The following is a 23,447-nucleotide window of genomic DNA, read 5'->3' as shown; positions in this document are numbered from 1 at the left end:
CGGCGCCACAATCCGTACGAAGCTGTTTTCAAAGCGTCACGAGCACAGTTGAACCGGCCCACTTGCTGGATGCGCAGATCCCTCTAACCAGCGCATCCAGCACCTCAAGCCAACGTAAAACTTTGAAAACAGCTTCCGGATGCGCGTCCCGAAACACCCAAGGGACCAATGATGAGGGTAATAAACTGTGCTTGAAGCCTATCGCAAACACGTAGAAGAGCGTGCCGCCCAGGGCGTCGTGCCCCAGCCGCTGAACGCCGAGCAGACCGCAGGCCTGATCGAACTGCTGAAAAACCCACCGGCAGGTGAAGAAGCCTTCCTGCTTGACCTGATCACCAATCGCGTCCCGGCAGGTGTCGACGAAGCTGCCTATGTCAAGGCCGGTTTCCTCTCCGCCATTGCCAAGGGCGAAGCGACTTCCCCACTGATCAACAAGCAACGCGCCGTTGAGCTGCTGGGCACAATGCAGGGCGGCTACAACATCGCCACCCTGGTCGAGCTGCTGGATGATGCCGAACTGGCCGGTGTGACTGCCGAGCAACTCAAGCACACCCTGTTGATGTTCGACGCCTTCCACGACGTTGCCGAAAAAGCCAAGGCCGGCAATGCCAACGCCAAGGCCGTGCTGCAGTCCTGGGCTGACGGCGAGTGGTTCCAGAACCGCCCAGCGCTGGCTGAGAAGATCACCCTGTCCGTATTCAAGGTGACCGGCGAAACCAACACCGACGATCTGTCCCCTGCTCCGGATGCCTGGTCGCGCCCTGACATCCCGCTGCACGCCCTGGCCATGCTGAAGATGGCCCGTGACGGCATCGAGCCCGACGCTCCCGGTTCTGTCGGCCCGATCAAGCAGATGGAAGCATTGAAAGCCAAAGGCTTCCCGGTTGCCTACGTCGGTGACGTGGTCGGCACTGGCTCTTCTCGTAAATCCGCCACCAACTCCGTGCTGTGGTTCTTCGGTGATGACATCCCGAACGTACCGAACAAGCGCGCCGGTGGTTTCTGCTTCGGCACCAAGATTGCTCCGATCTTCTACAACACCATGGAAGACGCTGGCGCCCTGCCGATCGAATTCGACTGCACCAACCTGGCCATGGGCGACGTCATCGACGTGTACCCGTACAAGGGCGAAGTACGCCGTCATGGCAGCGACGAGCTGGTCACCACCTTTGAACTGAAAACTGACGTGCTGCTGGACGAAGTCCGCGCCGGCGGCCGTATCCCGCTGATCATCGGTCGCGGTTTGACCGACAAGGCGCGCGCTGAACTGGGTCTTGGCCCGGCCAACCTGTTCAAGATGCCGGTTGCTCCGGCTGACAGCGGCAAGGGCTTCACCCTGGCACAGAAGATGGTCGGCCGCGCCTGCGGTCTCCCAGAAGGCAAGGGCGTACGCCCGGGCACCTATTGCGAACCAAAGATGACCACCGTCGGCTCCCAGGATACTACTGGCCCGATGACCCGCGACGAGCTGAAAGACCTGGCCTGCCTGGGCTTCTCCGCTGACCTGGTGATGCAGTCCTTCTGCCACACTGCAGCCTATCCGAAGCCGATCGATGTCAATACCCATCACACGCTGCCGGACTTCATTCAGAACCGCGGCGGCGTCTCCCTGCGCCCAGGCGACGGCATCATCCACAGCTGGCTGAACCGCATGCTGCTGCCGGATACCGTTGGCACTGGTGGCGACTCGCACACCCGCTTCCCGATGGGCATCTCCTTCCCGGCTGGTTCCGGTCTGGTAGCCTTCGCTGCCGCCACCGGCGTCATGCCGCTGGACATGCCGGAGTCGGTACTGGTGCGCTTCAAGGGCGAAATGCAACCGGGCATCACCCTGCGTGACCTGGTTCATGCCATCCCCTACTACGCCATTCAGGAAGGCATGCTGACTGTCGAGAAGAAGGGCAAGAAGAACATCTTCTCTGGTCGCATCCTGGAAATCGAAGGCCTGAACAACCTGACCGTTGAACAAGCCTTCGAGCTGTCCGATGCCTCCGCCGAACGTTCCGCAGCCGGCTGCACCATCAAGCTGCCGGAAGAAGCCATCGCCGAGTACCTGAAGTCCAACATCACCTTGCTGCGCTGGATGATCAGCGAAGGCTACGGCGATCCGCGCACCTTGGAGCGTCGCGCCCAGGCGATGGAAGCCTGGCTGGCCAAGCCAAATCTGCTGGAAGCCGACAAGGACGCCGAATACGCTGCCGTGATCGAAATCGATCTGGCCGACGTGAAGGAGCCGGTCCTGTGCGCACCGAACGATCCGGACGATGCCCGACTGCTCTCCACCGTTGCCGGTGAGAAGATCGATGAAGTCTTCATCGGTTCGTGCATGACCAACATCGGTCACTTCCGTGCTGCCGGCAAGCTGCTGGAGAAGGTCAAGGGCGGTATTCCAACCCGTCTGTGGCTGGCTCCGCCGACCAAGATGGATGCTCACCAACTGACCGAAGAAGGCTACTACGGCATCTACGGCAAGGCTGGCGCACGCATGGAAATGCCGGGCTGCTCGCTGTGCATGGGTAACCAGGCACGTGTACAGACCGGTTCGACCGTGGTATCCACCTCCACTCGTAACTTCCCGAACCGTCTGGGTGATGCGACCAACGTGTACCTGTCCTCTGCCGAACTGGCATCGGTCGCCTCGATCATCGGCAGACTGCCGACTGTCGAGGAGTACATGCAGTACGCGAAGGAAATCGACACCATGTCTGCCGATATCTATCGCTATCTGAGCTTCGACCAGATCGCCGAATTCCGTGAGTCTGCGGAGAAGGCCAAGATCCAGGTCCTCGAAGTCTGAAGCTGAACCTCGCAAGATGAGCTACCTGATCCGGTAGCTCGGACAGCGAAAAAAATGCCCGCATCGAAAGATGCGGGCATTTTTATGCCTGTGATTAAACCGGCTATGCATCAAAACTTATCTTTTCACCAATAAAAAACCCGGTCCTGCATGTTATGCAGGACCGGGTTTCAGCAGTTCAGGCAGGTATCAGCGAACCTGAGCTTCTACTTCAGCTTCAACGCGACGGTTGATCTGACGGCCTTCCTCGGTGCTGTTATCAGCAACCGGGCGGGACTCGCCGTAGCCAACCGAATCAACACGCTGGCTTTCTACACCATACTGGTTGACCAGTACTTCGCGGACGGCCGAAGCACGACGCTCGGACAGACGCTGGTTGTATTGGTCGGTACCTACGGAGTCGGTGTGACCTTCAACAGTGGTGCTGGTTTGCGGGTACTGCTGCATGAAGTCAGCCAGGTTCTTGATGTCGCTGTAGCTTTCTTCACGAACTCGGGCCTTGTCGAAGTCGAACTTCACATCCAGCTCGACGCGAACCAGTTCTGGTTCTGGCTCTGGCTCGGTGTCGACGATCGGAGCCGGTGCCGGCTCTGGGGTCGGCTCTACCTGAGCAACCTGGCGAGTGGTGCCGCCGAAGTTCAGGCCTACACCCAGCCCAGCCATCCACTCGGCTTCGTCTGCATCGATGTTATACATGCCATCAACGCTGGCCTTGGCAAAGAAGTTCTCGGTGAAGTAGTACTTCAGACCGGTTCCAACGTTAGCGAAAGTGCTGCTGTCACGGCCACCACGATCAGCCTGCCCGATGCTCTGGTGAGCAGCGCCAGCGGATACATAAGGACGCAGACCAACGCCTGGTTGACCGAAGTGGTAGGTAGCATCAAGCGCAGTCAGGCTGCCCTTGATATTCTTGTGACCACCGGCGCCCACTGGATCCTGGGAGGTCAGGTCATGGTATTCGCCATAGGACAGGCCAAGCGACACATCTTCGGTCAGGAAGTAGCTGATGCCAGCGCCATATAGTTCACCATCACGTTGCACGTCACGCGAGCTGTCGGTGAAATAGTGCTTGCCGAATGCTTCCACCTCAACGGCGCCTTGGCCCTGAGCCAGCGCGCTGAAAGAAGTGGCGGCAATCAGGGAGCCAATCGCAACGCCCAAGGTGTTTTTAAGCTTCATCCGTAAATCCCCATCTGGTGGTTTGTATCAGAACAATCTAAGGAAACCCGGCTAACTGAAAACCCAGGCTGTTCGCTGTCTATATGACAACTTCAAGCCATCAAGTTTCAATTATCCCGGAAAATTTTTCTCTAAGTTTATCGAGCGCCCGTTTGTAACGCATCTTCGTTGCGCTCAAGCCCATGTGCATGATGTCAGCGATCTCCTGGAACTCCAGTTCTGCAACAAAACGCAAAACAAGAATCTCACGATCTATCTGATTTACATGCACAAGCCAATGCTCAAGGCCGGTCTTCTCAGTCACTACAGGCGCCGTTTCGTCGCAAGCCTCCTCGACCGGATCAAGACTCAAGGCATCCAGCAGCCGACGTTTGCGGCGCTCCTTGCGATACTGCGTAATACACTCGTTATAAGTAATGCTATATAGCCATGTTTTAAACTTCGATTTTCCCTCGAAGTTCTTCAGGCCATACAAAACCTTCAGCATCACCTCCTGACATACGTCATCGGCGTCTCGTTCGTTTCCCAGATAGCGAGCACAAACATTGAAGAGGGTGCGCTGATATCGTCGCATCAACTCTTCATATGCGCGCGTTATATGAAACAGCTCGGCATGAGCTCGTTGCACCAACTCTTCATCTGAAAGTTGGCGCGGATCGTAGCTCATGGTGGGTGAGTGGGCTTTAGTCAAGACGCTCGGGACCGGCTGTCAAAGTCATGGCCAGCATTCATGGAGAACCAAAGAAGATAGCAGCGTACTTTAACAGATTATCAAGCCTGCCGGCTGTCCACCCGCTGCTCCAGCAGCACTCTATTTGCAATCGAGACCAGCTCACCCTCGTCCGTCAAAAGCGAGGTCTTCGCTGTTCCGATTTCCTCGATCTCACCTTCTATATCCAGCTCTTCAAGGCGAATGCGCTGCCCTACTCCGTAAAGCTCTCGCACATAAATGCCGGCAAGAATCTGGCTGACCAGCTCACGACTACCCAGCCCCAAGGCCAGCGCAACGGCAAGTCCGACGGAGATAAGGGCGATGGCGACGACGTAGTTGAGCAACTCGGTTTTAACTTCAAGCTGACCAATCGCGACCGAAATGCTGATGATGATTACCAGCCCCTGGGCGATTCTCCCCAGGCCACTGGCATATTCGAGTCCAACGCCCTCCGCTGCTCCGCGTACCAGGCCGCTGACCAATTGGGCCAACAGCACACCGGCAAGCAGGATCAACCCCGCACCAAACACCTTCGGCACATAGAGCGCCAGCATATCGAGCGTGGCTGACACCCGCGCCAGCCCAAGAGACTCGGCCGCCGAAACAAGAAAGATCAACAGCACGAACCAGTAGACAACCCTGCCAATCAGAGTCGATATCGGGGCCCGAATACCTGCACGTCCCAAGAGCTTGGTTGTGCCCGTCCCGGCTACCAGACGATCAAGCCCTAGCTTTGCCAGTCCTTTGGACAGCAGGGTGTCCAGCAACTTGGCAACCAGAAAGCCAATCGCGACAACCAGCAACGCACCAAACAGGCGGGGAATGAAGGCAGCAATGGGCGCCCAGAGCGCACTCATTGCTGCCAGCAGACTTTGGCTCCACTCCATGATCAATCAGCCTTGTCGAGAGTAGTTGGATGAGAAGTATCAAGCGGCGTGGTAACTGAGGTGCGGGAAGCGCCGCTGCTAAGCACGACCAGCAATGTTTGCAGCCAGTGCCCCATCAGGCCGAACAGATCACCTAGGCCGATCTGCCGGTTAGCCGTTTTCAAGACCCGGTCAAGGCAGGCGTCATCGTCATGCTCGGACTGCGTATTGAGCATATTGCGCAAGGATTCTTCAAAGGGATCGGCCATGCTCACCTCGTTAACTCCAATCAGGAGATTATTGCTGTTTCGCTGCGAGCCGACGAAACGCTACTTTCCCTAGACGGCACCTGCGCGGAAAAGTCACATCAGACCCATTTCAAGCGGCGGAATACCCACCACTGAAAAACAGCTACAGCAGCGATCAGGCTGCATGCCACGGCAAATCCATAAGGATGCTCCGAGCCGGGAATACCGCCGACATTGATACCAAGCAGGCCGGTAAGAAAGCTCATTGGCAGAAAGAAGCCGGTAATGATGCCGAGCAGATACATGGTTCGATTCATCCGCTCCCGCATGCGGCGCTCCTCCGCTTCCAGTACCAGATTGGCCCGCTCGCGCACCAGTTCCAACTCTTCGAGATACCGGATCAGGTGGTTACTCAGCTCGTTCCAGTAAACGGTATCGTCATCGACGAACCAGGGAAGCCGCCTGCGCGCCAACTGCCCGTAAATCTCGCTTTGCGGCAGGAGAAACCGGCGCAGGCTGGCTGCGCGGCGGCGTAGCGTAAGGATCTTGTCCTGCAGAGGCGTATAGCGCGGGTCGGTTTCAAGCCGTGCCTCTTCGTCATCGACTTTCTCGGCAAGCAGCGCGACCAGATCGTCCACTCGATCGGTCAATGCCTGCGCAAGGCTGACCAGCACCTCGGACGCCGTTTTCGGGCCGACACCTGCGGCCAGCTGCTCGATTACCGATTCTGTCGAGCGCAGCGGGCGCAGACGCAGCGAAATAACCCTGCGAGCATCAGCGAATACCCGCAGTGAAACCATATCCTCAGGCTCGGCATCCGGATTCAGATTTACGCCTCGCAAAAACAGCAACAGCTCGTCAGCCGGCAAGGGCAGCAATCGCGGTCGTGTGTTTTCCTCAAGCAATACGTCACAGGCGAAACCGCTCAAACCACTCTGTTCGCGCAACCAGGCCTGCGCCTGGGTATGGCTGCGATCCCAATGCAGCCAAAGGCTTTCGCCCTCTACCAACTCCAGCGAGGCAAGATCCGCATAAATGAGCTGCCGGGCGCCACCCTGCCCATCCAGCACCAGGGCGTGCAGCAGGCCCCTCTCGTCATCAGCCACCATGGCTTCCTCTCAGATTGCAAAAAGCCCGGCTTAGCCGGGCTTGTGTGACCGAACGCGCAACTCAATCAGGCATTTTCAAGGCCTCCGGTGACACCACGATGCCGTTGTTATCGGCATACAGGTAGTCACCAGGGCGGAAAGTCACACCACAAAAAGTCACTGGGATATTCAACTCACCCACGCCACGCTTATTGCTCTTCAAGGGATGACTGGCCAGCGCCTGCACCCCGAGATCGGTCTGCGCGACGATATCCACGTCGCGGATGCAGCCGTAGATAACCAACCCGTGCCATCCGTTACGTGCGGCCTTCTCGGCAAGCATGTCACCCAGCAAGGCGCAACGCAGCGAACCGCCACCATCAACCACCATCACCTTGCCGGTACCATCGAGCTCGACCTGCTCCTTGACCAGCGAGTTGTCCTCGAAGCACTTGACCGTGACGATCTGCCCGCCAAAGGAATCGCGACCACCGAAGTTGCTGAAGATCGGCTCCACTACCTGAATCAGCTCAGGGTAGGCATCGCACAGATCAGGCGTGACATATTGCATGGAATTCCCCTTGTTGTAGCTGGTGCGAAAAAGGGCGAAATTCGCCCTTTTTGTCTGGGTGCGATCAGTTGACCTCGGCATCCGCGAGGAAGAACCAGGTGTCGAGTACCGAGTCCGGGTTCAGCGAAACGCTCTCAATGCCCTGCTCCATGAGCCACTTGGCCAGATCCGGATGATCGGACGGCCCCTGACCACAGATGCCGACATACTTCCCGGCCTTATTGCAGGCCTCGATGGCGCTGGCCAGCAGTTTCTTGACCGCTGGATTACGCTCATCGAAGAGGTGCGCAATGATGCCCGAGTCGCGATCAAGCCCCAGCGTCAGCTGGGTCATGTCGTTGGAACCGATGGAGAAGCCATCGAAGAACTCGAGGAACTCGTCGGCCAGCAGCGCGTTGGACGGCAGCTCGCACATCATGATGATGCGCAGGCCATTCTCGCCGCGCTTGAGGCCGAACTGACCCAGGATGTCGATGACCTGCGACGCCTCACCCAGGGTGCGCACGAAAGGCACCATCAGCTCGACGTTGGTCAACCCCATCACATCGCGCACCTTCCTCATCGCGCGGCATTCCAGCTCAAAGCAGTCGCGGAAGGATTCACTGATGTAGCGCGATGCGCCGCGGAAACCCAGCATCGGGTTTTCTTCTTCCGGCTCGTAGAGCTTGCCGCCGATCAGGTTGGCGTATTCGTTTGACTTGAAGTCCGACAGACGCACGATGACTTTTTTCGGCCAGAACGCCGCAGCCAGGGTACTGACGCCCTCAACCAGTTTTTCGACGTAGAAATCCACCGGATCACCGTAGCCGGCAATACGCTTTTCGACGCTGTTTTTTACTTCAGGCGGCAGGCCGTCAAAATTCAGCAGTGCCTTGGGATGCACGCCGATCATGCGGTTGATGATGAATTCCAGGCGAGCCAGACCAACGCCTTCGTTGGGTAGCTGGGCGAAATCGAATGCGCGATCCGGGTTGCCGACGTTCATCATGATCTTGAACGGCAGTTCGGGCATGGCGTCGATGGAGTTCTGGCGGATATCGAAGCCCAGTTCGCCCTCGAAGATCAGGCCGGTATCGCCTTCGGCACAGGTCACGGTGACACGCTGGCCATCTTTCAGCAGTTCGGTGGCATTACCGCAGCCCACGACTGCCGGAATACCCAGCTCGCGAGCGATGATTGCTGCGTGGCAGGTACGACCGCCACGGTTGGTGACGATCGCGCTGGCGCGCTTCATCACTGGCTCCCAGTCCGGATCGGTCATGTCCGATACCAGTACATCACCCGGCTGGACCTTATCCATTTCCGACACGTCATGAATGATCTTCACCGGGCCGGCGCCAATGCGCTGACCAATGGCGCGGCCCTCGACCAGCACGGTGCCCGTTTCCTTCAGCAGGTAGCGCTCCATGACATTCGCGCTGCTACGGCTTTTGACGGTTTCCGGACGAGCCTGAACGATATACAGCTGACCGTCATCACCATCCTTGGCCCACTCGATATCCATCGGGCGACCGTAGTGCTTTTCGATGATCATTGCCTGACGAGCGAGGTTACTGACCTCCTCATCGGTAATGCAGAAGCGCATGCGCTCGGCCTGATCGACATCGACAGTCTTGACCGACTTGCCAGCGCTGGCTTCGGCGCCATAGACCATCTTGATCGCCTTGCTGCCCAGATTGCGGCGCAGGATGGCCGGGCGACCCGCCTCGAGGGTGTGCTTGTGTACATAGAACTCGTCGGGATTCACCGCGCCCTGAACCACGGTTTCGCCCAGACCATAGGCGCCAGTGATGAATACCACGTCACGGAAGCCGGATTCGGTATCCAGCGTGAACATCACGCCTGCAGTACCGGTTTCCGAACGGACCATGCGCTGAACGCCAGCTGACAGGGCGACCAGTTTGTGGTCGAAGCCCTGATGCACGCGATAGGCGATGGCGCGGTCATTGAACAGGGAGGCAAATACCTCCTTGGCGGCGCGGATCACGTTGTCCACGCCTCGAATATTGAGGAAGGTTTCCTGCTGGCCAGCGAAGGAAGCATCCGGCAGGTCTTCCGCAGTTGCCGAGGAGCGCACCGCAACGGCCAGATTATCGTTGCCAGCGGACATTTCGGCGAAGGCAGCGCGGATATCGGCGTCCAGCTTCGGCGGGAACTCGGCAGACATGACCCAGCCACGGATCTGCGCACCGGCCTTGGCCAGGGCATTGACGTCATCCACATCCAGCGCATCGAGCAGCGCGTGGATCTGCTCGTTCAGACCGCTGAGCTCCATGAAGTCGCGATAGGCCTGCGCTGTAGTGGCGAAACCACCAGGTACTGAAACGCCCGCACCTGCAAGGTTGCTGATCATCTCGCCCAGGGAGGCGTTCTTGCCCCCTACACGCTCAACATCATGGTTGCCGAGCTTATCGAGGGAAACTACGTACTCTACCAAGGTGATCTCTCCACGTTGTATTGGAAACTCGGTTCGCGCCTAGGTGGCACGGTGGCCCGGCTCTGCAAAATAAGTGACAATGCCAGCCAATCGAGGCTCTTCAAGGGCCTTCACTATAGCTGAGAAGCGTTCTCGACTTAAGGCTCCAAGGGCAATGAAACGAACTGCTTTTTTTATCTCCGACGGTACCGGGATCACAGCCGAAACACTCGGCCAGAGCCTGTTGGCACAGTTCGAAACCATCAACTTCACCAAGCTGACTCGGCCATACATCGATACGACCGAAAAAGCGCGGGCAATGGTACAGCAAATCAATAAAGCAGCGGAAAGCGATGGTGCCCGCCCGATCATATTCGACACCCTGGTCAACCAGGAAATCCGGGACATTCTCGCTGAATCCAACGGCTTCATGATCGACATCTTTTCCTCGTTCCTCGCACCTCTGGAACATGAGCTGATGTCACGTTCCTCCTATTCCGTAGGCAAATCCCACTCCATTGGCCACAACACCAACTACATGGAACGCATCGAGGCGGTGAACTTCGCCCTCGATAACGACGACGGCGCCCGCACTCGCCATTACGACAAGGCCGACCTGATCCTCGTCGGCGTATCGCGCTGCGGCAAAACGCCCACCTGTCTCTACATGGCGATGCAGTATGGCATTCGCGCGGCCAACTACCCGCTGACCGAAGACGACATGGAGCGCCTGCAGCTGCCCAGCTCTCTCAAAACCTACAAGGACAAGTTGTTCGGCCTGACCATCGATCCCGAGCGACTGGCTGCCATCCGCAACGAGCGCAAACCCAACAGCCGCTATGCCAGCTTCGCCCAGTGCGAATTCGAGGTTCGCGAAGTCGAAAGCCTGTTCCGTCGCGAGAACATCAATTACATCAACTCGACGCACTTCTCCGTCGAGGAAATCTCCGCCAAGATCCTGGTGGAAAAAGGCGTCGAACGGCGATTCAAATAAACGCCGCTTCGCTAGACAACAAAAAGTCCGCCAGGTGCGGACTTTTTGTTTTTTACATACTAGTTTGCCGTCAGAACGCATCCCCTGGGACGTGTACCTGGCCACTCATCAATATCCGCGCGCTGCGACTCATGATGGCCTTGGTCACGCTCCACTGGCCATCGATCTGCTGTGCCTCGGCGCCGACACGCAGGGTGCCGGATGGGTGCCCGAAGCGTACTGCCTCACGCCCGCCGCCACCTGCCGCCAGATTGACCAACGTGCCCGGCACCGCTGCTGCCGTGCCGATGGCCACCGCGCAGGTGCCCATCATGGCGTGGTGCAGCTTGCCCATCGACAGCGCGCGGACCAGCAGGTCCACCTCGCCAGCTTCAATGGTCTTGCCACTTGAGGCGACGTAGGTCTTCGGTTTGGAAATGAAGGCGACTTTCGGCGTGTGCTGGCGGGTCAGTGCCTCATCAGGCGTCTTGATAAGGCCCATGCGCAACGCACCGGCGACGCGGATGGCCTCAAGACGGGCCAGCGCCTCGGGATTGCCGTTGATGTCCTCACGCAGCTCGGTGCCCTGGTAGCCGATGTCCTCGGCGTTGACGAACACGGTGGGGATACCAGCGCTGATCATCGTGGCTTTGAGATTACCGATGCCCGGCACCTCCAGGTCGTCGACGAGATTGCCGGTAGGAAACATCGAGCCACCCTCCTCGCCATCATCAGACGGATCGAGGAACTCCAGCACGATCTCTGCCGCCGGGAAGGTCACACCGTCCAGCTCGAAATCGCCGGTTTCCTGTACCTGGCCGTTGCTGACCGGCACATGGGCAATGATGGTTTTCTGGATGTTGGCCTGCCAGATGCGCACCACGCAGGTGCCGCTCTCGGGAATCCGCGCCGGATCGACCAGTCCGGCATGGATTGCGAAGGCGCCCGCACCGGTGGAGAGGTTGCCGCAGTTGCCGCTCCAGTCGAGGAACGGCTTGTCGATGGAGACCTGACCGTAGAGGTAATCCACGTCATGGTCTGGCTGACTGCTTTTCGACAGGATCACGCACTTGCTGGTACTCGAGGTGGCGCCTCCCATGCCGTCGATATGCGCAGCATAGGGGTCGGGGCTGCCGATCACGCGCATGAACAGCCTGTCACGTGCTTCGCCCGGCACCTGGCAACGCTCGGGCAGGTCCTGCAGGCGGAAGAACACGCCCTTGCTGGTACCACCGCGCAGGTAGGTGGCGGGAATCTTGATCTGGGGTGCATGTGCCATGAAAACGAATCCTCATGAAACGTTGCCGCCAAGCGGCGGCAACGGAAATGGAGTGCAGGCGTAGGGTGGATCACGCTTTATCGATCCACCCGGTGGCGGACCACCGAGCGGTGGCGCGGTGGATGTAAGAAACGACATCCACCCTACGGCGTGTTCAGGCCTGGCCGAGGAAGTCCTTGGCAAAACGCTGCAGCACGCCACCCGCATCGTAGACGGAGACTTCATCAGCCGTGTCCAGACGGCAGATCACCGGCACCTCGAGGGTTTCGCCGTTACGACGACGAATGACCAGCGTCAGCTCGGCACGCGGGGTGCGCTCGCCGAGTACATCGAAGGTTTCGGTACCATCGATTTCCAAGGTCTTGCGGTCTGTGCCTGGCTTGAACTCCAGCGGCAGTACGCCCATGCCCACCAGGTTGGTGCGGTGGATACGCTCGAAGCCTTCGGCGACGATGGCCTCCACACCGGCAAGGCGTACACCCTTGGCCGCCCAGTCGCGGGACGAACCCTGACCATAGTCAGCGCCGGCGATGATGATCAGTGGCTGCTTGCGGTTCATGTAGGTTTCGATGGCTTCCCACATGCGCATCACCTGCCCTTCCGGCTCGACGCGCGCCAGGGAACCCTTCTTCACCTGCCCATCGACCACCGCCATCTCGTTGATCAGCTGCGGGTTGGCGAAGGTTGCACGCTGCGCCGTCAGGTGGTCGCCGCGGTGGGTGGCGTAGGAGTTGAAGTCCTCTTCCGGCAAGCCCATCTTGTGCAGATATTCGCCGGCAGCGCTGTCCAGCAGGATGGCGTTGGATGGCGACAGGTGGTCGGTGGTGATGTTGTCCGGCAGCACCGCCAGTGGGCGCATGCCCTTGAGGCTGCGCTCTCCGGCCAACGCACCTTCCCAGTACGGCGGACGGCGGATGTAGGTGGACATCGGGCGCCAGTCGTACAGCGGGCTTTCGGCCTCTTCCACCGTTCCAAGATCAAACATGGGGATGTAGATCTGGCGGAACTGCTCGGGCTTCACCGAGGCGGCGACGATGGTGTCGATTTCCTCGTCGCTCGGCCACAGGTCCTTCAGGGTGACGGGGTTGCCCTGGGTGTCATGCCCCAGTACGTCCTGCTCGATGTCGAAGCGCACGGTGCCGGCGATGGCATAGGCGACCACCAGCGGCGGCGAGGCAAGGAAGGCCTGCTTGGCATAAGGGTGAATACGGCCATCGAAGTTGCGGTTGCCGGACAGGACGGCCGTGGCGTACAGGTCACGGTCGATGATTTCCTGCTGGATCACCGGATCAAGCGCACCGGACATGCCGTTGCAGGTGGTGCAAGCGTAGCCGACGATGCCAAAGCCGAGCTTTTCCAGTTCCGGCAACAGGCCGGAGTCTTCCAGATACAGCTTGGCTACCTTGGAACCAGGCGCGAAGGACGTCTTGACCCAGGGTTTGCGCAGCAGCCCCAGTTCGTTGGCCTTCTTCGCCACCAGACCGGCAGCGACCACGTTGCGCGGGTTGGATGTGTTGGTGCAGCTGGTGATGGCGGCGATAATCACTGCGCCATCGGGCATCAGGCCTTCGCTCTCTTCAACCTTGCCGGCTGCCAGCTTGGCCTCGTCGGCGATGCCGCGCTCGTTCAGCGCACTGGTAGGCAGGCGACGGTGCGGGTTGCTCGGGCCGGCCATGTTGCGCACGACACTGGACAGGTCGAACGACAGCACGCGCTCGTATTCTGCGGTCTTCAATGCATCGGCCCAGAGGCCAGTGGTACGGGCGTAATTCTCGACCAGCGCGACCTGCTCCGGCTCACGACCGGTCAACTTGAGGTATTCGATGGTCTGTTGGTCGATGTAGAACATCGCCGCCGTCGCACCGTACTCGGGGCACATGTTGGAAATGGTGGCGCGGTCGCCGATGGACAGGCTGTCTGCACCCTCGCCGAAAAATTCGACCCAGGCACCGACCACACGCTCCTGACGCAGAAACTCGGTCAAGGCCAGGACGATGTCAGTGGCGGTGATGCCCGGCTGACGTTTGCCAGTCAGCTTGACGCCGACGATATCAGGCAGGCGCATCATGGACGGACGACCAAGCATCACGGTTTCAGCTTCCAGGCCGCCGACACCGATGGCAATCACGCCCAGGGCATCCACGTGGGGGGTGTGCGAGTCGGTGCCAACGCAGGTATCGGGGAAGGCCACGCCGCCGCGCGCCTGGATCACCGGGCTCATCTTTTCCAGATTGATCTGGTGCATGATCCCGTTGCCAGCAGGAATCACGTCGACATTCTTGAATGCAGTCTTGGTCCACTCGATGAAGTGGAAACGGTCTTCGTTGCGACGTTCTTCAACGGCACGGTTCTTCTCGAAGGCCTCCGGATCGAAACCGGCATGCTCTACCGCCAGCGAGTGATCGACGATCAGCTGGGTCGGCACCACCGGGTTGACCTTGGACGGATCACCACCCTGCTCGGCAATCGCATCACGCAGGCCGGCGAGGTCCACCAGAGCGGTCTGGCCGAGGATGTCATGGCACACCACGCGAGCCGGGTACCAGGGGAAATCCAGGTCCTGCCGGCGCTCGATGAGCTGCTTGAGCGAATCGCTCAGCAGAGTCGAATCGCAGCGACGCACCAGCTGCTCAGCCAGCACGCGAGAGGTATAGGGCAGTTTGTCGTAGGCGCCGGGCTGGATGGCTTCGACCGCCGCGCGGGTGTCGAAATAATCAAGCAGGGTGCCGGGCAGAGGTTTGCGGTGTTCTGTATTCATGCCGGAAGAACTCAATCCAGTGATGTTTCATGAAGCAAGGAAGGGGAAGCCTTTGCAGACCTCCCCTTTTCCGATCAACGCTCGGCGATCGGTACTACCTTGCGCTGCTCCGGACCGACGTAGTCGGCGCTTGGCCGAATGATCCGGTTGTTGCCACGTTGTTCAAACACATGGGAAGCCCAGCCGGTTACGCGCGAGCAGACGAAGATCGGCGTGAACAGCTTGGTGGGAATGCCCATGAAGTGATAGGCCGAGGCGTGGTAGAAGTCGGCGTTGGGGAAGAGCTTCTTCTGCTCCCACATGGTCTCATCGACCGCCACCGATACCGGGTAGAGCACGGTGTCGCCGACTTCATCAGCCAGCTGCTTGGCCCAGACCTTGATAACTTCGTTACGCGGATCGGAAACGCTGTAGATGGCGTGACCGAAGCCCATGATCTTGTCCTTGCGCTCCAGCATGCCGAGGATGGCTTCGCGGGCTTCTTCCGGCGAGTTCCACTGCTCGATCATGTCCATGGCCGCTTCGTTGGCCCCGCCATGCAGCGGGCCGCGCAGCGAACCGATGGCGCCAGTTATGCAGGAATAAAGGTCGGACAGCGTCGAGGCGCAGACGCGCCCCGTGAACGTCGAGGCGTTGAACTCGTGCTCTGCGTAAAGAATCAGTGAAACGTTCATTACCTTGACGTGCAGATCGCTCGGCTTCTTGCCGTGCAGCAGCGCGAGGAAATGGCCGCCCAGGGTGTCTTCATCGCTGGTGCATTCGATGCGAACGCCGTCGTGGCTAAAGCGGTACCAGTAGCACATCATCGCTGGGAAGGCCGCCATCAGGCGCTCGGCGACATCGCGCTGCTGCTCGAAGCTCTCTTCAGGCTCCAGGTTGCCGAGCATGGAGGTGCCGGTGCGCATGACGTCCATCGGGTGGGCGCTAGCCGGAATACGTTCCAGCACTTCCTTGAGCGTTTGCGGAAGGTCACGCAGAGTCTTCAGGCGGGCCTTGTAGGCAGCCAGTTGTTCAACGGTGGGCAGTTCACCGTAGAACAGCAAGTAGGCCACTTCTTCGAAATCGCACTCAGCGGCCAGATCGCGTACGTCGTAGCCACGGTAGGTCAGACCTGCGCCAGTCTTGCCAACGGTACATAGGGCAGTCTGTCCTGCGATCTGACCGCGAAGACCTGCTCCGGTCAGTACTTTTGCTTCAGCCATTGGTTATCTCCTTATTGGATTTATTCGGGATATCGCAAAATGAATCGATGAAGACCCGCCGATCCCGGCTGCATGGCCGCCGGGCCGGCTATCACTCAGTTCTTCTTCTGAGCGAACAGCGCATCGAGGCTCTGCTCGAAGGCGTGGTAGTTGATGCGATCGTACAACTCCATGCGGGTCTGCATGGTGTCGATCACATTCGCCTGGGTGCCATCGCGGCGCAGCGCGGTGTAGACATTCTCGGCCGCCTTGTTCATCGCACGGAACGCCGACAACGGGTAGAGCACCAGCGATACATCCACGGAGGCCAGCTGTTCGGTGGTGTACAGCGGAGTAGCGCCGAACTCGGTGATGTTGGCCAGAATCGGTGCTTTGACGCGGTCGGCGAAGACTTTGTACATGTCCAGCTCGGTAATGGCTTCCGGGAAGATCATGTCGGCACCAGCCTCGATGCAGGCAGCGGCACGGTCCAACGCGGAATTCAGACCTTCGACGGCCAGCGCATCGGTACGCGCCATGATCACAAAGCTGTCATCGGTACGCGCATCGACGGCGGCCTTGATGCGGTCGACCATTTCCTGCTGAGAGACGATTTCCTTGTTCGGACGGTGGCCGCAGCGCTTGGCTCCGACCTGATCCTCGATGTGAATCGCAGCGGCACCGAACTTGATCATCGACTTGACGGTACGCGCCACGTTGAAGGCCGAAGAACCGAAACCGGTGTCGACGTCCACCAGCAGAGGCAGATCGCAGACATCGGTGATGCGGCGCACATCGGTCAGCACGTCGTCCAACCCGGTGATACCCAAATCCGGCAGGCCCAGAGAACCTGCTGCAACCCCACCACCAGAAAGGTAGATGGCCTTGAAGCCGGCACGCTTGGCCAGCAACGCATGGTTGGCATTGATCGCGCCCACGACCTGCAGCGGATGCTCACTGGCCACGGCGTCACGGAAACGCTGACCGGCAGAAGGAAGAGTCATGCATTACCCCTTTCATATGGTGTGTGTTCAAGAGCGCCCTTGAAGTGGCGCTCAACATTGCGCTTGGAAGCGGCGATATGGCGGCGCATCAGCAGCTCCGCCAGTTCACCATCGCGTTCGGCGATGGCATCGAGGATGCGGTGATGTTCGGCGAAGGCCTGATGCGGCCGGTTGGGCGTGGTGGAGAACTGGATGCGGTACATGCGCACCAGCTGGTAGAGCTCGTCGCACAGCAGCTTGGCCAGTGTGCGGTTGCCACTGCCCTGAATGATCCGGTAATGAAAGTCGAAATCGCCTTCCTGCTGGTAGTAACCAACGCCCGCCTGGAAGGCTTCGTCGCGCTCGTGCGTACCCAGCACGCGGCGCAGCTCTTCGATTTCGACCTCGCTCATGCGTTCGGCAGCCAGCCGGCAGGCCATGCCTTCCAGTGACTCGCGGATTTCATAGAGCTCGATCAGCTCGGCGTGGCTGAGGGAGACCACTCGGGCACCCACATGGGGAATGCGCACCAGCAGCTTCTGCCCTTCGAGGCGGTGGATCGCCTCGCGCAACGGCCCGCGGCTGATGCCATAGGTTCGCGCCAGCTCCGGCTCGGAAATCTTGCTGCCCGGAGCAATCTCACCCTTGACGATGGCTGCCTGAATCAGTCGGAACACATGCTCGGACAACGTACCGCTGTCCGCTTGCTGTATAGCCGAAGGGAATTCCAGTGTATCGAGCATGATTGTCAACACTTGACCGTTTCAATGGCAGCAAATTACGCCCTGATCGCCAAGCAGTCAAATCATCAGAGGCACAATTGTCAACAATATGACTAAAGTCGGAGATTGCAAACCCAGCAAGGGGTTTACACCACGGCCGCCCGGTTACGCTGTCGCGACCCTGAAATCAGCATGCTAGAATGCTGGCCTTCGCAGTGTCGGCGCCCGCCTGCTGCAATAATGACAAAAGCATGGGCTGATTCCGGCCATTTCGTTTTCCAATCCTCGAAGACAACAGGTTCCATGAGAGTCAAAGCCTACTCCCTGCTGCTCTGCGCATGTTTATCGCCCGCGATTGGCCTGGCCGCCGACAAGACCATTTATGGACTGAATGAACATGTGGCGCTGCCTGACTTCGGCCTTGAAGTCCCCGCCAAGCTCGATACCGGTGCCCAGACGGCTTCGCTCAGCGCAAGCGACATCACCCGCTTCAAGCGTGACGGCGAGGCCTGGGTTCGCTTTTATCTGGCCATCGACAGTGCACACAGTCACCCCATCGAGCGCCCACTGGCACGCATCAGCAAGATCAAGCGCCGTGCAGGGGACTTTGACCCTGAAGAAGAGAAAACCTACACGGCACGCCCCGTCATCGAGCTCGACCTGTGCATGGGCAAGGCAAAGCGCACCATAGAAGTGAACCTCACCGACCGTACCGCTTTCCAATACCCACTTCTTATTGGTTCCGATGCACTGACCCGCTTTGGTGCACTTGTCGACCCAAGCCTTACCTACGTCGCCGGCAAACCCGGCTGCATCACCGAATCCGACGCTGACGAGTAACCCCATGCGCGCGCTAACCCTGCATCTGAAAGTTCTGATCTTCCTGCTCGTCACGCTGGGCATTGCCATAACGGCCTACCAGATCTTCATCCTCGGCATTCCGGTTACCGAAGACGAAACCGATGACCTGTGGAATATCGATGCCAAGGTCGAGTTCCAGGCCAATCCGCGTGAACCGGTCAAGCTGCAGATGTACGTACCACCGCTGAACCAGGAATTCGTCAGCCTCAACGAAAGCTTCATTTCCAACAACTATGGCGTGAGCATCAACCGCGCCGACGGCAACCGCCGGGTCACCTGGTCTGCTCGCCGCGTCAACGGCAAGCAGACGCTCTACTACCGCCTGGTGCTGACCAAGCGCTACAGCGGCGAGCAAACCAAGGCCACCGGCCCGATCTTCCGTGACAGCATCCCGGTCGAAGGCGCCGAGAAGATCGCTGCCGAAGCGCTGCTTTCGCCGATTCGCCAGCACTCGGCGGACGTCGAAACCTTCATCAGTGAAGCCATCAAGCGTGTTAACAATGTCAATGATGACAACGTGAGGCTGCTGTTGGGCGGTGACTCGGCTACAGCGAACAAAGCCCGCGTGATCGATCTGCTGCTCTCCATTGCCCATGTGCCCATGGAGCGCGTGCATACGGTGCGACTGCTGTCCGACGTAGCGCAAACACCGGAACTCTGGCTGCGCAGCTTCAACGGTGACAAGTGGCTGTACTTCAACCCAGAAACCGGCGAACAGGGCCTGCCGCAGGACCGTCTGGTCTGGTGGACGGGTGACGAACCATTGGTCAGCCTGGAGGGCGGTCGCAACCCGCAGGTGACCTTCACCCTCAACAGCAGTGAGATGAACGCCATCCGTCTGGCCAAGCTGACCGACGCGAACACCGACGCGGACTTCCTCGAATACTCGCTTTACGGCCTGCCACTGCAGACCCAGCAGACCTACCAGATCATGATCATGATCCCCATCGGCGTACTGGTGATCCTGATCCTGCGCAACCTCGGTGGCCTGCAGACCCTCGGCACCTTCACCCCGGTACTGATCGCTCTCGCCTTCCGCGAAACACAGATCGGCTTCGGCATCATTCTCTTTACCGTGATCACCGCGCTGGGCCTGTCGCTGCGCTCGTATCTCGAGCACCTGAAATTGCAGATGTTGCCCCGCCTTTCAGTGGTGCTGACATTTGTAGTGGTACTGATCGCGATAATCAGCCTGTTCAGCCATAAGCTCGGCCTGGAACGCGGTCTCTCGGTTTCGCTGTTCCCGATGGTGATCCTGACCATGACCATCGAGCGTCTGTCCATCACTTGGGAAGAGCGTGGCGGCGGTCATGCCTTCAAGGTGGCAGTCGGCACGCTGATAGCGGCCAGCCTGTCGTTCATGCTGATGAACATTCCAGAGCTGACCTACTTCATCTTCACCTTCCCGGCGGTACTGCTGATAATGGTGGGCTTCATGCTGGCAATGGGTCGCTATCGCGGCTATCGCCTGACCGAACTGTTCCGTTTCAAAGCCTTTCTGAAGGATTGAGCCATGTTCGGTCTGATCAAGACGTGGAAGGCCCTGGAAGCCAAGGGCATCATGGGCATCAACCGCCGCAACGCGGATTACGTGCTCAAGTACAACAAACGCAACCTGTATCCGATCGTCGATGACAAGATCATCACCAAGGAACGCGCCATAGCGGCCGGGATCGATGTGCCGGAAATGTACGGCGTCATCGAGACCGAAAAGGACATCGAGAAGCTCAAGGACATCGTCAAGGACCACGCAGACTTCGTCGTCAAGCCGGCCCAGGGCGCCGGCGGCGATGGCATCCTGGTGATCGCCGATCGCTTCGAGGGCCGCTATCGCACGGTATCCGGCAAGATCATCACCCATGATGAAATCGAGCATCAGATCTCCAACATCCTCACCGGGCTGTACTCGCTGGGCGGGCACCGTGACCGTGCCCTGATCGAGTACCGGGTAACACCCGATCCGATCTTCAAGAGCATCAGCTATGAAGGCGTACCGGACATCCGCATCATCGTCCTGATGGGCTATCCGGTAATGGCCATGCTGCGTCTTCCCACCCGCCAGTCGGGCGGCAAGGCCAACCTGCATCAGGGCGCCATCGGCGTCGGCGTCGACCTGGCGACAGGCATCACCCTGCGAGGCACCTGGCTCAACAACAAGATCACCAAGCATCCAGATACCACCAATGCGGTGGACGGCGTGCAGTTGCCCAACTGGGACGGCTTCATGACGCTTGCTGCTGGCTGCTATGAACTGTGCGGCCTGGGTTATATCGGTGTCGACATGGTGCTTGATGAAGAAAAAGGCCCCCTGATCCTTGAGCTCAACGCCCGCCCCGGCCTGAACATTCAGATCGCCAACGACTGTGGCCTGACCCACCGGGCGCACGCGGTGGAAACTCGCCTGGAAGAACTCAAGGCCAAAGGCATCAAGGAAACCCCTGAGGAGCGGGTAAAGTTCGCCCAGGAATTGTTCGGGCACGTGCCGCCCCACGCCTGAACCATACGGGCAGCGCGCTTATCGATGCGCTGCCCCACATCGACCCAGCCCATGCCCATCTGCACGCTCCATCCACTCCCCTATCAAGCCGATCCCGCACACTGGTTCGAGCGTATCCGCCACGCACCAGGCGCCGTACTGCTGGACTCGGGCTGCCCGGTTGCCGAGCGCGGGCGCTACGATCTGTTGAGTGCCTGGCCGCAGCAAATGCTGCAACCCACTGCGGAAGAGTCTGCCGAAGGTTTTTTTCAACGTTTACGCCAAGCATTGCAGCAGCTGGGCTTGGCCTGCGCGCCAGAGAGCTGCGAACTGCCCTTCATGGGTGGGCTGATTGGCTTGCTCAGCTACGACTTCGGTAGATTGCTGGAAACGCTGCCGCAGCAGGCAAAGGCTGACATCGACTTTCCTACAGCCCAATTTGGGCTTTATGCCTGGGCACTGATCACCGACCATCAGCAGCACAGCTGCCAGCTGGTCTTCCATCCTGCGCTATCAGCTACCGAGCGCGAGCGGCTGATCGACCTCTTCGACTCACCTGGCCAGGCTGCGGGTAACGAGGCAGCTTTCGCCCTGCTCAGCCCCTTCGTTGCCGACCTGACAGCGGATGACTATCACCAGGCAATCAAACGCGTCCAGCAGTACATCGAGGCTGGCGACTGCTACCAGGTGAATTTCGCCCAGCGCTTTCGCGCCGCCTGCCGGGGTGATGCGTGGGCCGCCTACCGGGCGCTACGCGCAATCTGCCCGACGCCGTACGCAGGCTTTTTGGCGCTGGAGCATGGGGCCATTGCCAGCCTCTCGCCGGAACGTTTTTTACGCCTGAACCGGGGCGAAGTGGAAACACGTCCGATCAAGGGCACGCGCCCTCGTGGACATGATGCAAAAAGCGACGCCGCACAGGCGCAGGCGCTGCTCGAAAGCAAAAAGGATCGAGCCGAAAACCTGATGATCGTCGACCTGCTGCGTAACGACCTGGGCCGCAGCTGTCAGACCGGCAGCGTGCAGGTGCCGGAGCTTTTCGCGCTGGAAAGCTATCCCAACGTGCACCATCTGGTCAGTTGTGTCAGCGGGCGCCTGGCTGAAGGCAAGGACGCCTTCGACCTGCTGGCTGGCAGCTTTCCCGGCGGCTCGATCACCGGCGCACCGAAAATTCGCGCCATGCAGATCATCGATGAGCTGGAACCTACCCGCCGCGCCATCTACTGCGGCTCACTGCTGTATGTCGATGTGCGCGGGGAAATGGACAGCTCCATCGCCATTCGCACCCTGCTCATCCAGGACGGACAGGCCAGTTGCTGGGGCGGCGGCGGCATCGTCGCCGACTCGCAATGGCAGGCTGAGTATCAGGAGTCGATCGACAAGGTGAAGGTGCTGCTGGAGACGCTGGAAGGCCTCAAGCCGTAGGGTGGATGACGCCTTTTTCATCCACCACACCCCGCTCGGTGGACCGGTGAAGCGTGGTCCACCCTACAACGCTGGAAAGCTTGAAGCCGTAGGGTAGATGACGTTTTTTTTCATCCACCACACCCCACTCGGTGAACCGTGAAGCGTGGCCTTAAAACGCCAACTTGCGGTTCGACGCCTTGATGAATTCCTGCTTCAGCTCGCCGAAGGTATGCACCGCCGGGAATTGGGGGAACTCGGCGATGACGTTGTCAGGCGCGTGGAAGAGGATACCGGCATGGGCTTCGCTGAGCATGGTGGTGTCGTTGTACGAATCACCCGCAGCGATCACGCGGTAGTAGAGGCTCTTGAAAGCGAGGACCGACTGGCGCTTGGGGTCCTTCTGACGCAGCTGATAGTCCACCACACGATCCGAATCGTCGGTGATCAGGCGATGACACAGCAGTGTCGGGAAGCCCAACTGACGCATCAGTGGCTGAGAGAACTCGTAGAAGGTGTCCGAAAGGATCACAACCTGGAAACGCTCGCGCAGCCAGTCGACGAACTCCACTGCACCATCCAGCGGCTTCAGGGTAGCAATGACCTTCTGAATATCCGCCAGCTTCAGGCCGTGTTCATCGAGAATGCGCAGGCGCTGCTTCATCAGCACGTCGTAGTCGGGAATGTCCCGCGTGGTCGCCCGCAGCGATTCGATTCCGGTGGCCTCGGCAAAGGCGATCCAGATTTCCGGAACCAGCACACCTTCCAGGTCGAGACAGGCTATTTCCACGGGCCACTCCTAAATGCATGAATTTGAAGGCGGCACTCTAACGGCCCGGCACGGGTGAAGCAATGCGGGACTTATATCCGAAATGCCGAATATCGGTAGCTAAAGGTTATTTAGCGGTATAAATCCCTTTTGCTACCATCCAC

19 protein-coding genes are annotated in these 23,447 nt (G+C 59.2%); 6 read left to right on the top strand and 13 right to left on the bottom strand.

Translation table 11 applies throughout. From position 1 onward, the window contains the following. The first annotated feature begins 187 nt into the window (after positions 1 to 187). The gene (acnB, locus tag NAV32_RS11405) at positions 188 to 2,797 is read left to right on the top strand and encodes a bifunctional aconitate hydratase 2/2-methylisocitrate dehydratase (RefSeq protein ID WP_256052918.1); all 2,610 of its coding nucleotides are present in this window, start codon (positions 188 to 190) and stop codon (positions 2,795 to 2,797) included. Between the two features lie 189 nt (positions 2,798 to 2,986). Here acnB and NAV32_RS11400 read toward each other — a convergent pair whose 3' ends face one another. From NAV32_RS11400 to ppsA, 7 genes are all read right to left on the bottom strand, one after another. Beyond that, the gene (locus tag NAV32_RS11400; protein WP_256052917.1) at positions 2,987 to 3,976 is read right to left on the bottom strand and encodes an OmpA family protein; all 990 of its coding nucleotides are present in this window, start codon (positions 3,974 to 3,976) and stop codon (positions 2,987 to 2,989) included. Positions 3,977 to 4,076: 100 nt separating this feature from the next. Next, positions 4,077 to 4,643, bottom strand: a complete 567-nt coding sequence (gene sigX / locus NAV32_RS11395) for an RNA polymerase sigma factor SigX (RefSeq protein WP_256052916.1) — start codon at positions 4,641 to 4,643, stop codon at positions 4,077 to 4,079. 104 nt (positions 4,644 to 4,747) lie between these two features. Beyond that, positions 4,748 to 5,575, bottom strand: coding sequence for a mechanosensitive ion channel family protein (locus NAV32_RS11390; protein WP_256052915.1), 828 nt, complete (start codon positions 5,573 to 5,575; stop codon positions 4,748 to 4,750). 2 nt (positions 5,576 to 5,577) lie between these two features. Next, positions 5,578 to 5,823, bottom strand: a complete 246-nt coding sequence (locus NAV32_RS11385; protein WP_256052914.1) for a CrfX protein — start codon at positions 5,821 to 5,823, stop codon at positions 5,578 to 5,580. Positions 5,824 to 5,921: 98 nt separating this feature from the next. After that, on the bottom strand, positions 5,922 to 6,908 hold the full coding sequence (locus tag NAV32_RS11380) for a CorA family divalent cation transporter (RefSeq protein WP_423836426.1): 987 nt from the start codon (positions 6,906 to 6,908) through the stop codon (positions 5,922 to 5,924). Between the two features lie 64 nt (positions 6,909 to 6,972). Continuing rightward, positions 6,973 to 7,461, bottom strand: a complete 489-nt coding sequence (gene rraA, locus NAV32_RS11375; RefSeq protein WP_256052912.1) for a ribonuclease E activity regulator RraA — start codon at positions 7,459 to 7,461, stop codon at positions 6,973 to 6,975. A 64-nt stretch (positions 7,462 to 7,525) separates the two neighbouring features. After that, positions 7,526 to 9,898, bottom strand: a complete 2,373-nt coding sequence (ppsA, locus tag NAV32_RS11370; protein ID WP_256052911.1) for a phosphoenolpyruvate synthase — start codon at positions 9,896 to 9,898, stop codon at positions 7,526 to 7,528. 154 nt (positions 9,899 to 10,052) lie between these two features. Here ppsA and ppsR point away from each other — a divergent pair, with 154 nt between their 5' ends. Next, positions 10,053 to 10,871: a posphoenolpyruvate synthetase regulatory kinase/phosphorylase PpsR gene (gene ppsR, locus NAV32_RS11365; protein ID WP_256052910.1), complete on the top strand. Its 819-nt coding sequence runs from the start codon at positions 10,053 to 10,055 to the stop codon at positions 10,869 to 10,871. A gap of 70 nt (positions 10,872 to 10,941) precedes the next feature. On the opposite strand, the gene prpF is transcribed toward ppsR, so the two are convergent. The 5 genes from prpF to NAV32_RS11340 all read right to left on the bottom strand — a co-directional run bounded on the left by prpF (position 10,942) and on the right by NAV32_RS11340 (position 17,794). After that, the gene (prpF, locus tag NAV32_RS11360) at positions 10,942 to 12,129 is read right to left on the bottom strand and encodes a 2-methylaconitate cis-trans isomerase PrpF (RefSeq protein WP_256052908.1); all 1,188 of its coding nucleotides are present in this window, start codon (positions 12,127 to 12,129) and stop codon (positions 10,942 to 10,944) included. A gap of 154 nt (positions 12,130 to 12,283) precedes the next feature. Next, positions 12,284 to 14,887, bottom strand: coding sequence for a Fe/S-dependent 2-methylisocitrate dehydratase AcnD (gene acnD / locus NAV32_RS11355; RefSeq protein ID WP_256052907.1), 2,604 nt, complete (start codon positions 14,885 to 14,887; stop codon positions 12,284 to 12,286). A gap of 74 nt (positions 14,888 to 14,961) precedes the next feature. Beyond that, the gene (gene prpC / locus NAV32_RS11350; RefSeq protein WP_256052906.1) at positions 14,962 to 16,089 is read right to left on the bottom strand and encodes a bifunctional 2-methylcitrate synthase/citrate synthase; all 1,128 of its coding nucleotides are present in this window, start codon (positions 16,087 to 16,089) and stop codon (positions 14,962 to 14,964) included. A gap of 95 nt (positions 16,090 to 16,184) precedes the next feature. Further along, positions 16,185 to 17,072: a methylisocitrate lyase gene (prpB, locus tag NAV32_RS11345; RefSeq protein WP_256052905.1), complete on the bottom strand. Its 888-nt coding sequence runs from the start codon at positions 17,070 to 17,072 to the stop codon at positions 16,185 to 16,187. Next, on the bottom strand, positions 17,069 to 17,794 hold the full coding sequence (locus NAV32_RS11340) for a GntR family transcriptional regulator (RefSeq protein WP_256052904.1): 726 nt from the start codon (positions 17,792 to 17,794) through the stop codon (positions 17,069 to 17,071). Before NAV32_RS11340 ends, prpB begins: the two co-directional genes overlap by 4 nt. Before the next feature lie 282 nt (positions 17,795 to 18,076). Between NAV32_RS11340 and NAV32_RS11335 the strand changes: the two genes are divergently transcribed. From NAV32_RS11335 to pabB, 4 genes are read left to right on the top strand one after another with little or no spacing between them, the layout of a single operon-like run. Beyond that, positions 18,077 to 18,613 (top strand): ATP-dependent zinc protease, encoded by a 537-nt coding sequence (locus NAV32_RS11335; protein WP_256052903.1) that lies wholly within the window; start codon positions 18,077 to 18,079, stop codon positions 18,611 to 18,613. A 4-nt stretch (positions 18,614 to 18,617) separates the two neighbouring features. Continuing rightward, entirely contained in the window at positions 18,618 to 20,144 is a 1,527-nt protein-coding gene (locus NAV32_RS11330; RefSeq protein WP_256052902.1) for an inactive transglutaminase family protein, read from the top strand. Between the two features lie 3 nt (positions 20,145 to 20,147). After that, positions 20,148 to 21,131, top strand: coding sequence for an alpha-L-glutamate ligase-like protein (locus NAV32_RS11325; protein ID WP_256052901.1), 984 nt, complete (start codon positions 20,148 to 20,150; stop codon positions 21,129 to 21,131). 51 nt (positions 21,132 to 21,182) lie between these two features. Further along, positions 21,183 to 22,535: an aminodeoxychorismate synthase component I gene (gene pabB / locus NAV32_RS11320; RefSeq protein WP_256052900.1), complete on the top strand. Its 1,353-nt coding sequence runs from the start codon at positions 21,183 to 21,185 to the stop codon at positions 22,533 to 22,535. Between the two features lie 151 nt (positions 22,536 to 22,686). Here the strand turns inward: pabB and thrH are convergent, their stop codons facing one another. Then, positions 22,687 to 23,304: a bifunctional phosphoserine phosphatase/homoserine phosphotransferase ThrH gene (thrH, locus tag NAV32_RS11315; RefSeq protein WP_256052898.1), complete on the bottom strand. Its 618-nt coding sequence runs from the start codon at positions 23,302 to 23,304 to the stop codon at positions 22,687 to 22,689. Between the last annotated feature and the right edge of the window lie 143 nt (positions 23,305 to 23,447).

Origin of the sequence: Stutzerimonas stutzeri, assembly GCF_024448695.1 — a bacterium.
Classification (GTDB): domain Bacteria; phylum Pseudomonadota; class Gammaproteobacteria; order Pseudomonadales; family Pseudomonadaceae; genus Stutzerimonas; species Stutzerimonas stutzeri_T.
The sequence above is the reverse complement of the archived record's forward strand: the minus strand, read 5'-3'. Positions and strand labels throughout refer to the sequence as shown.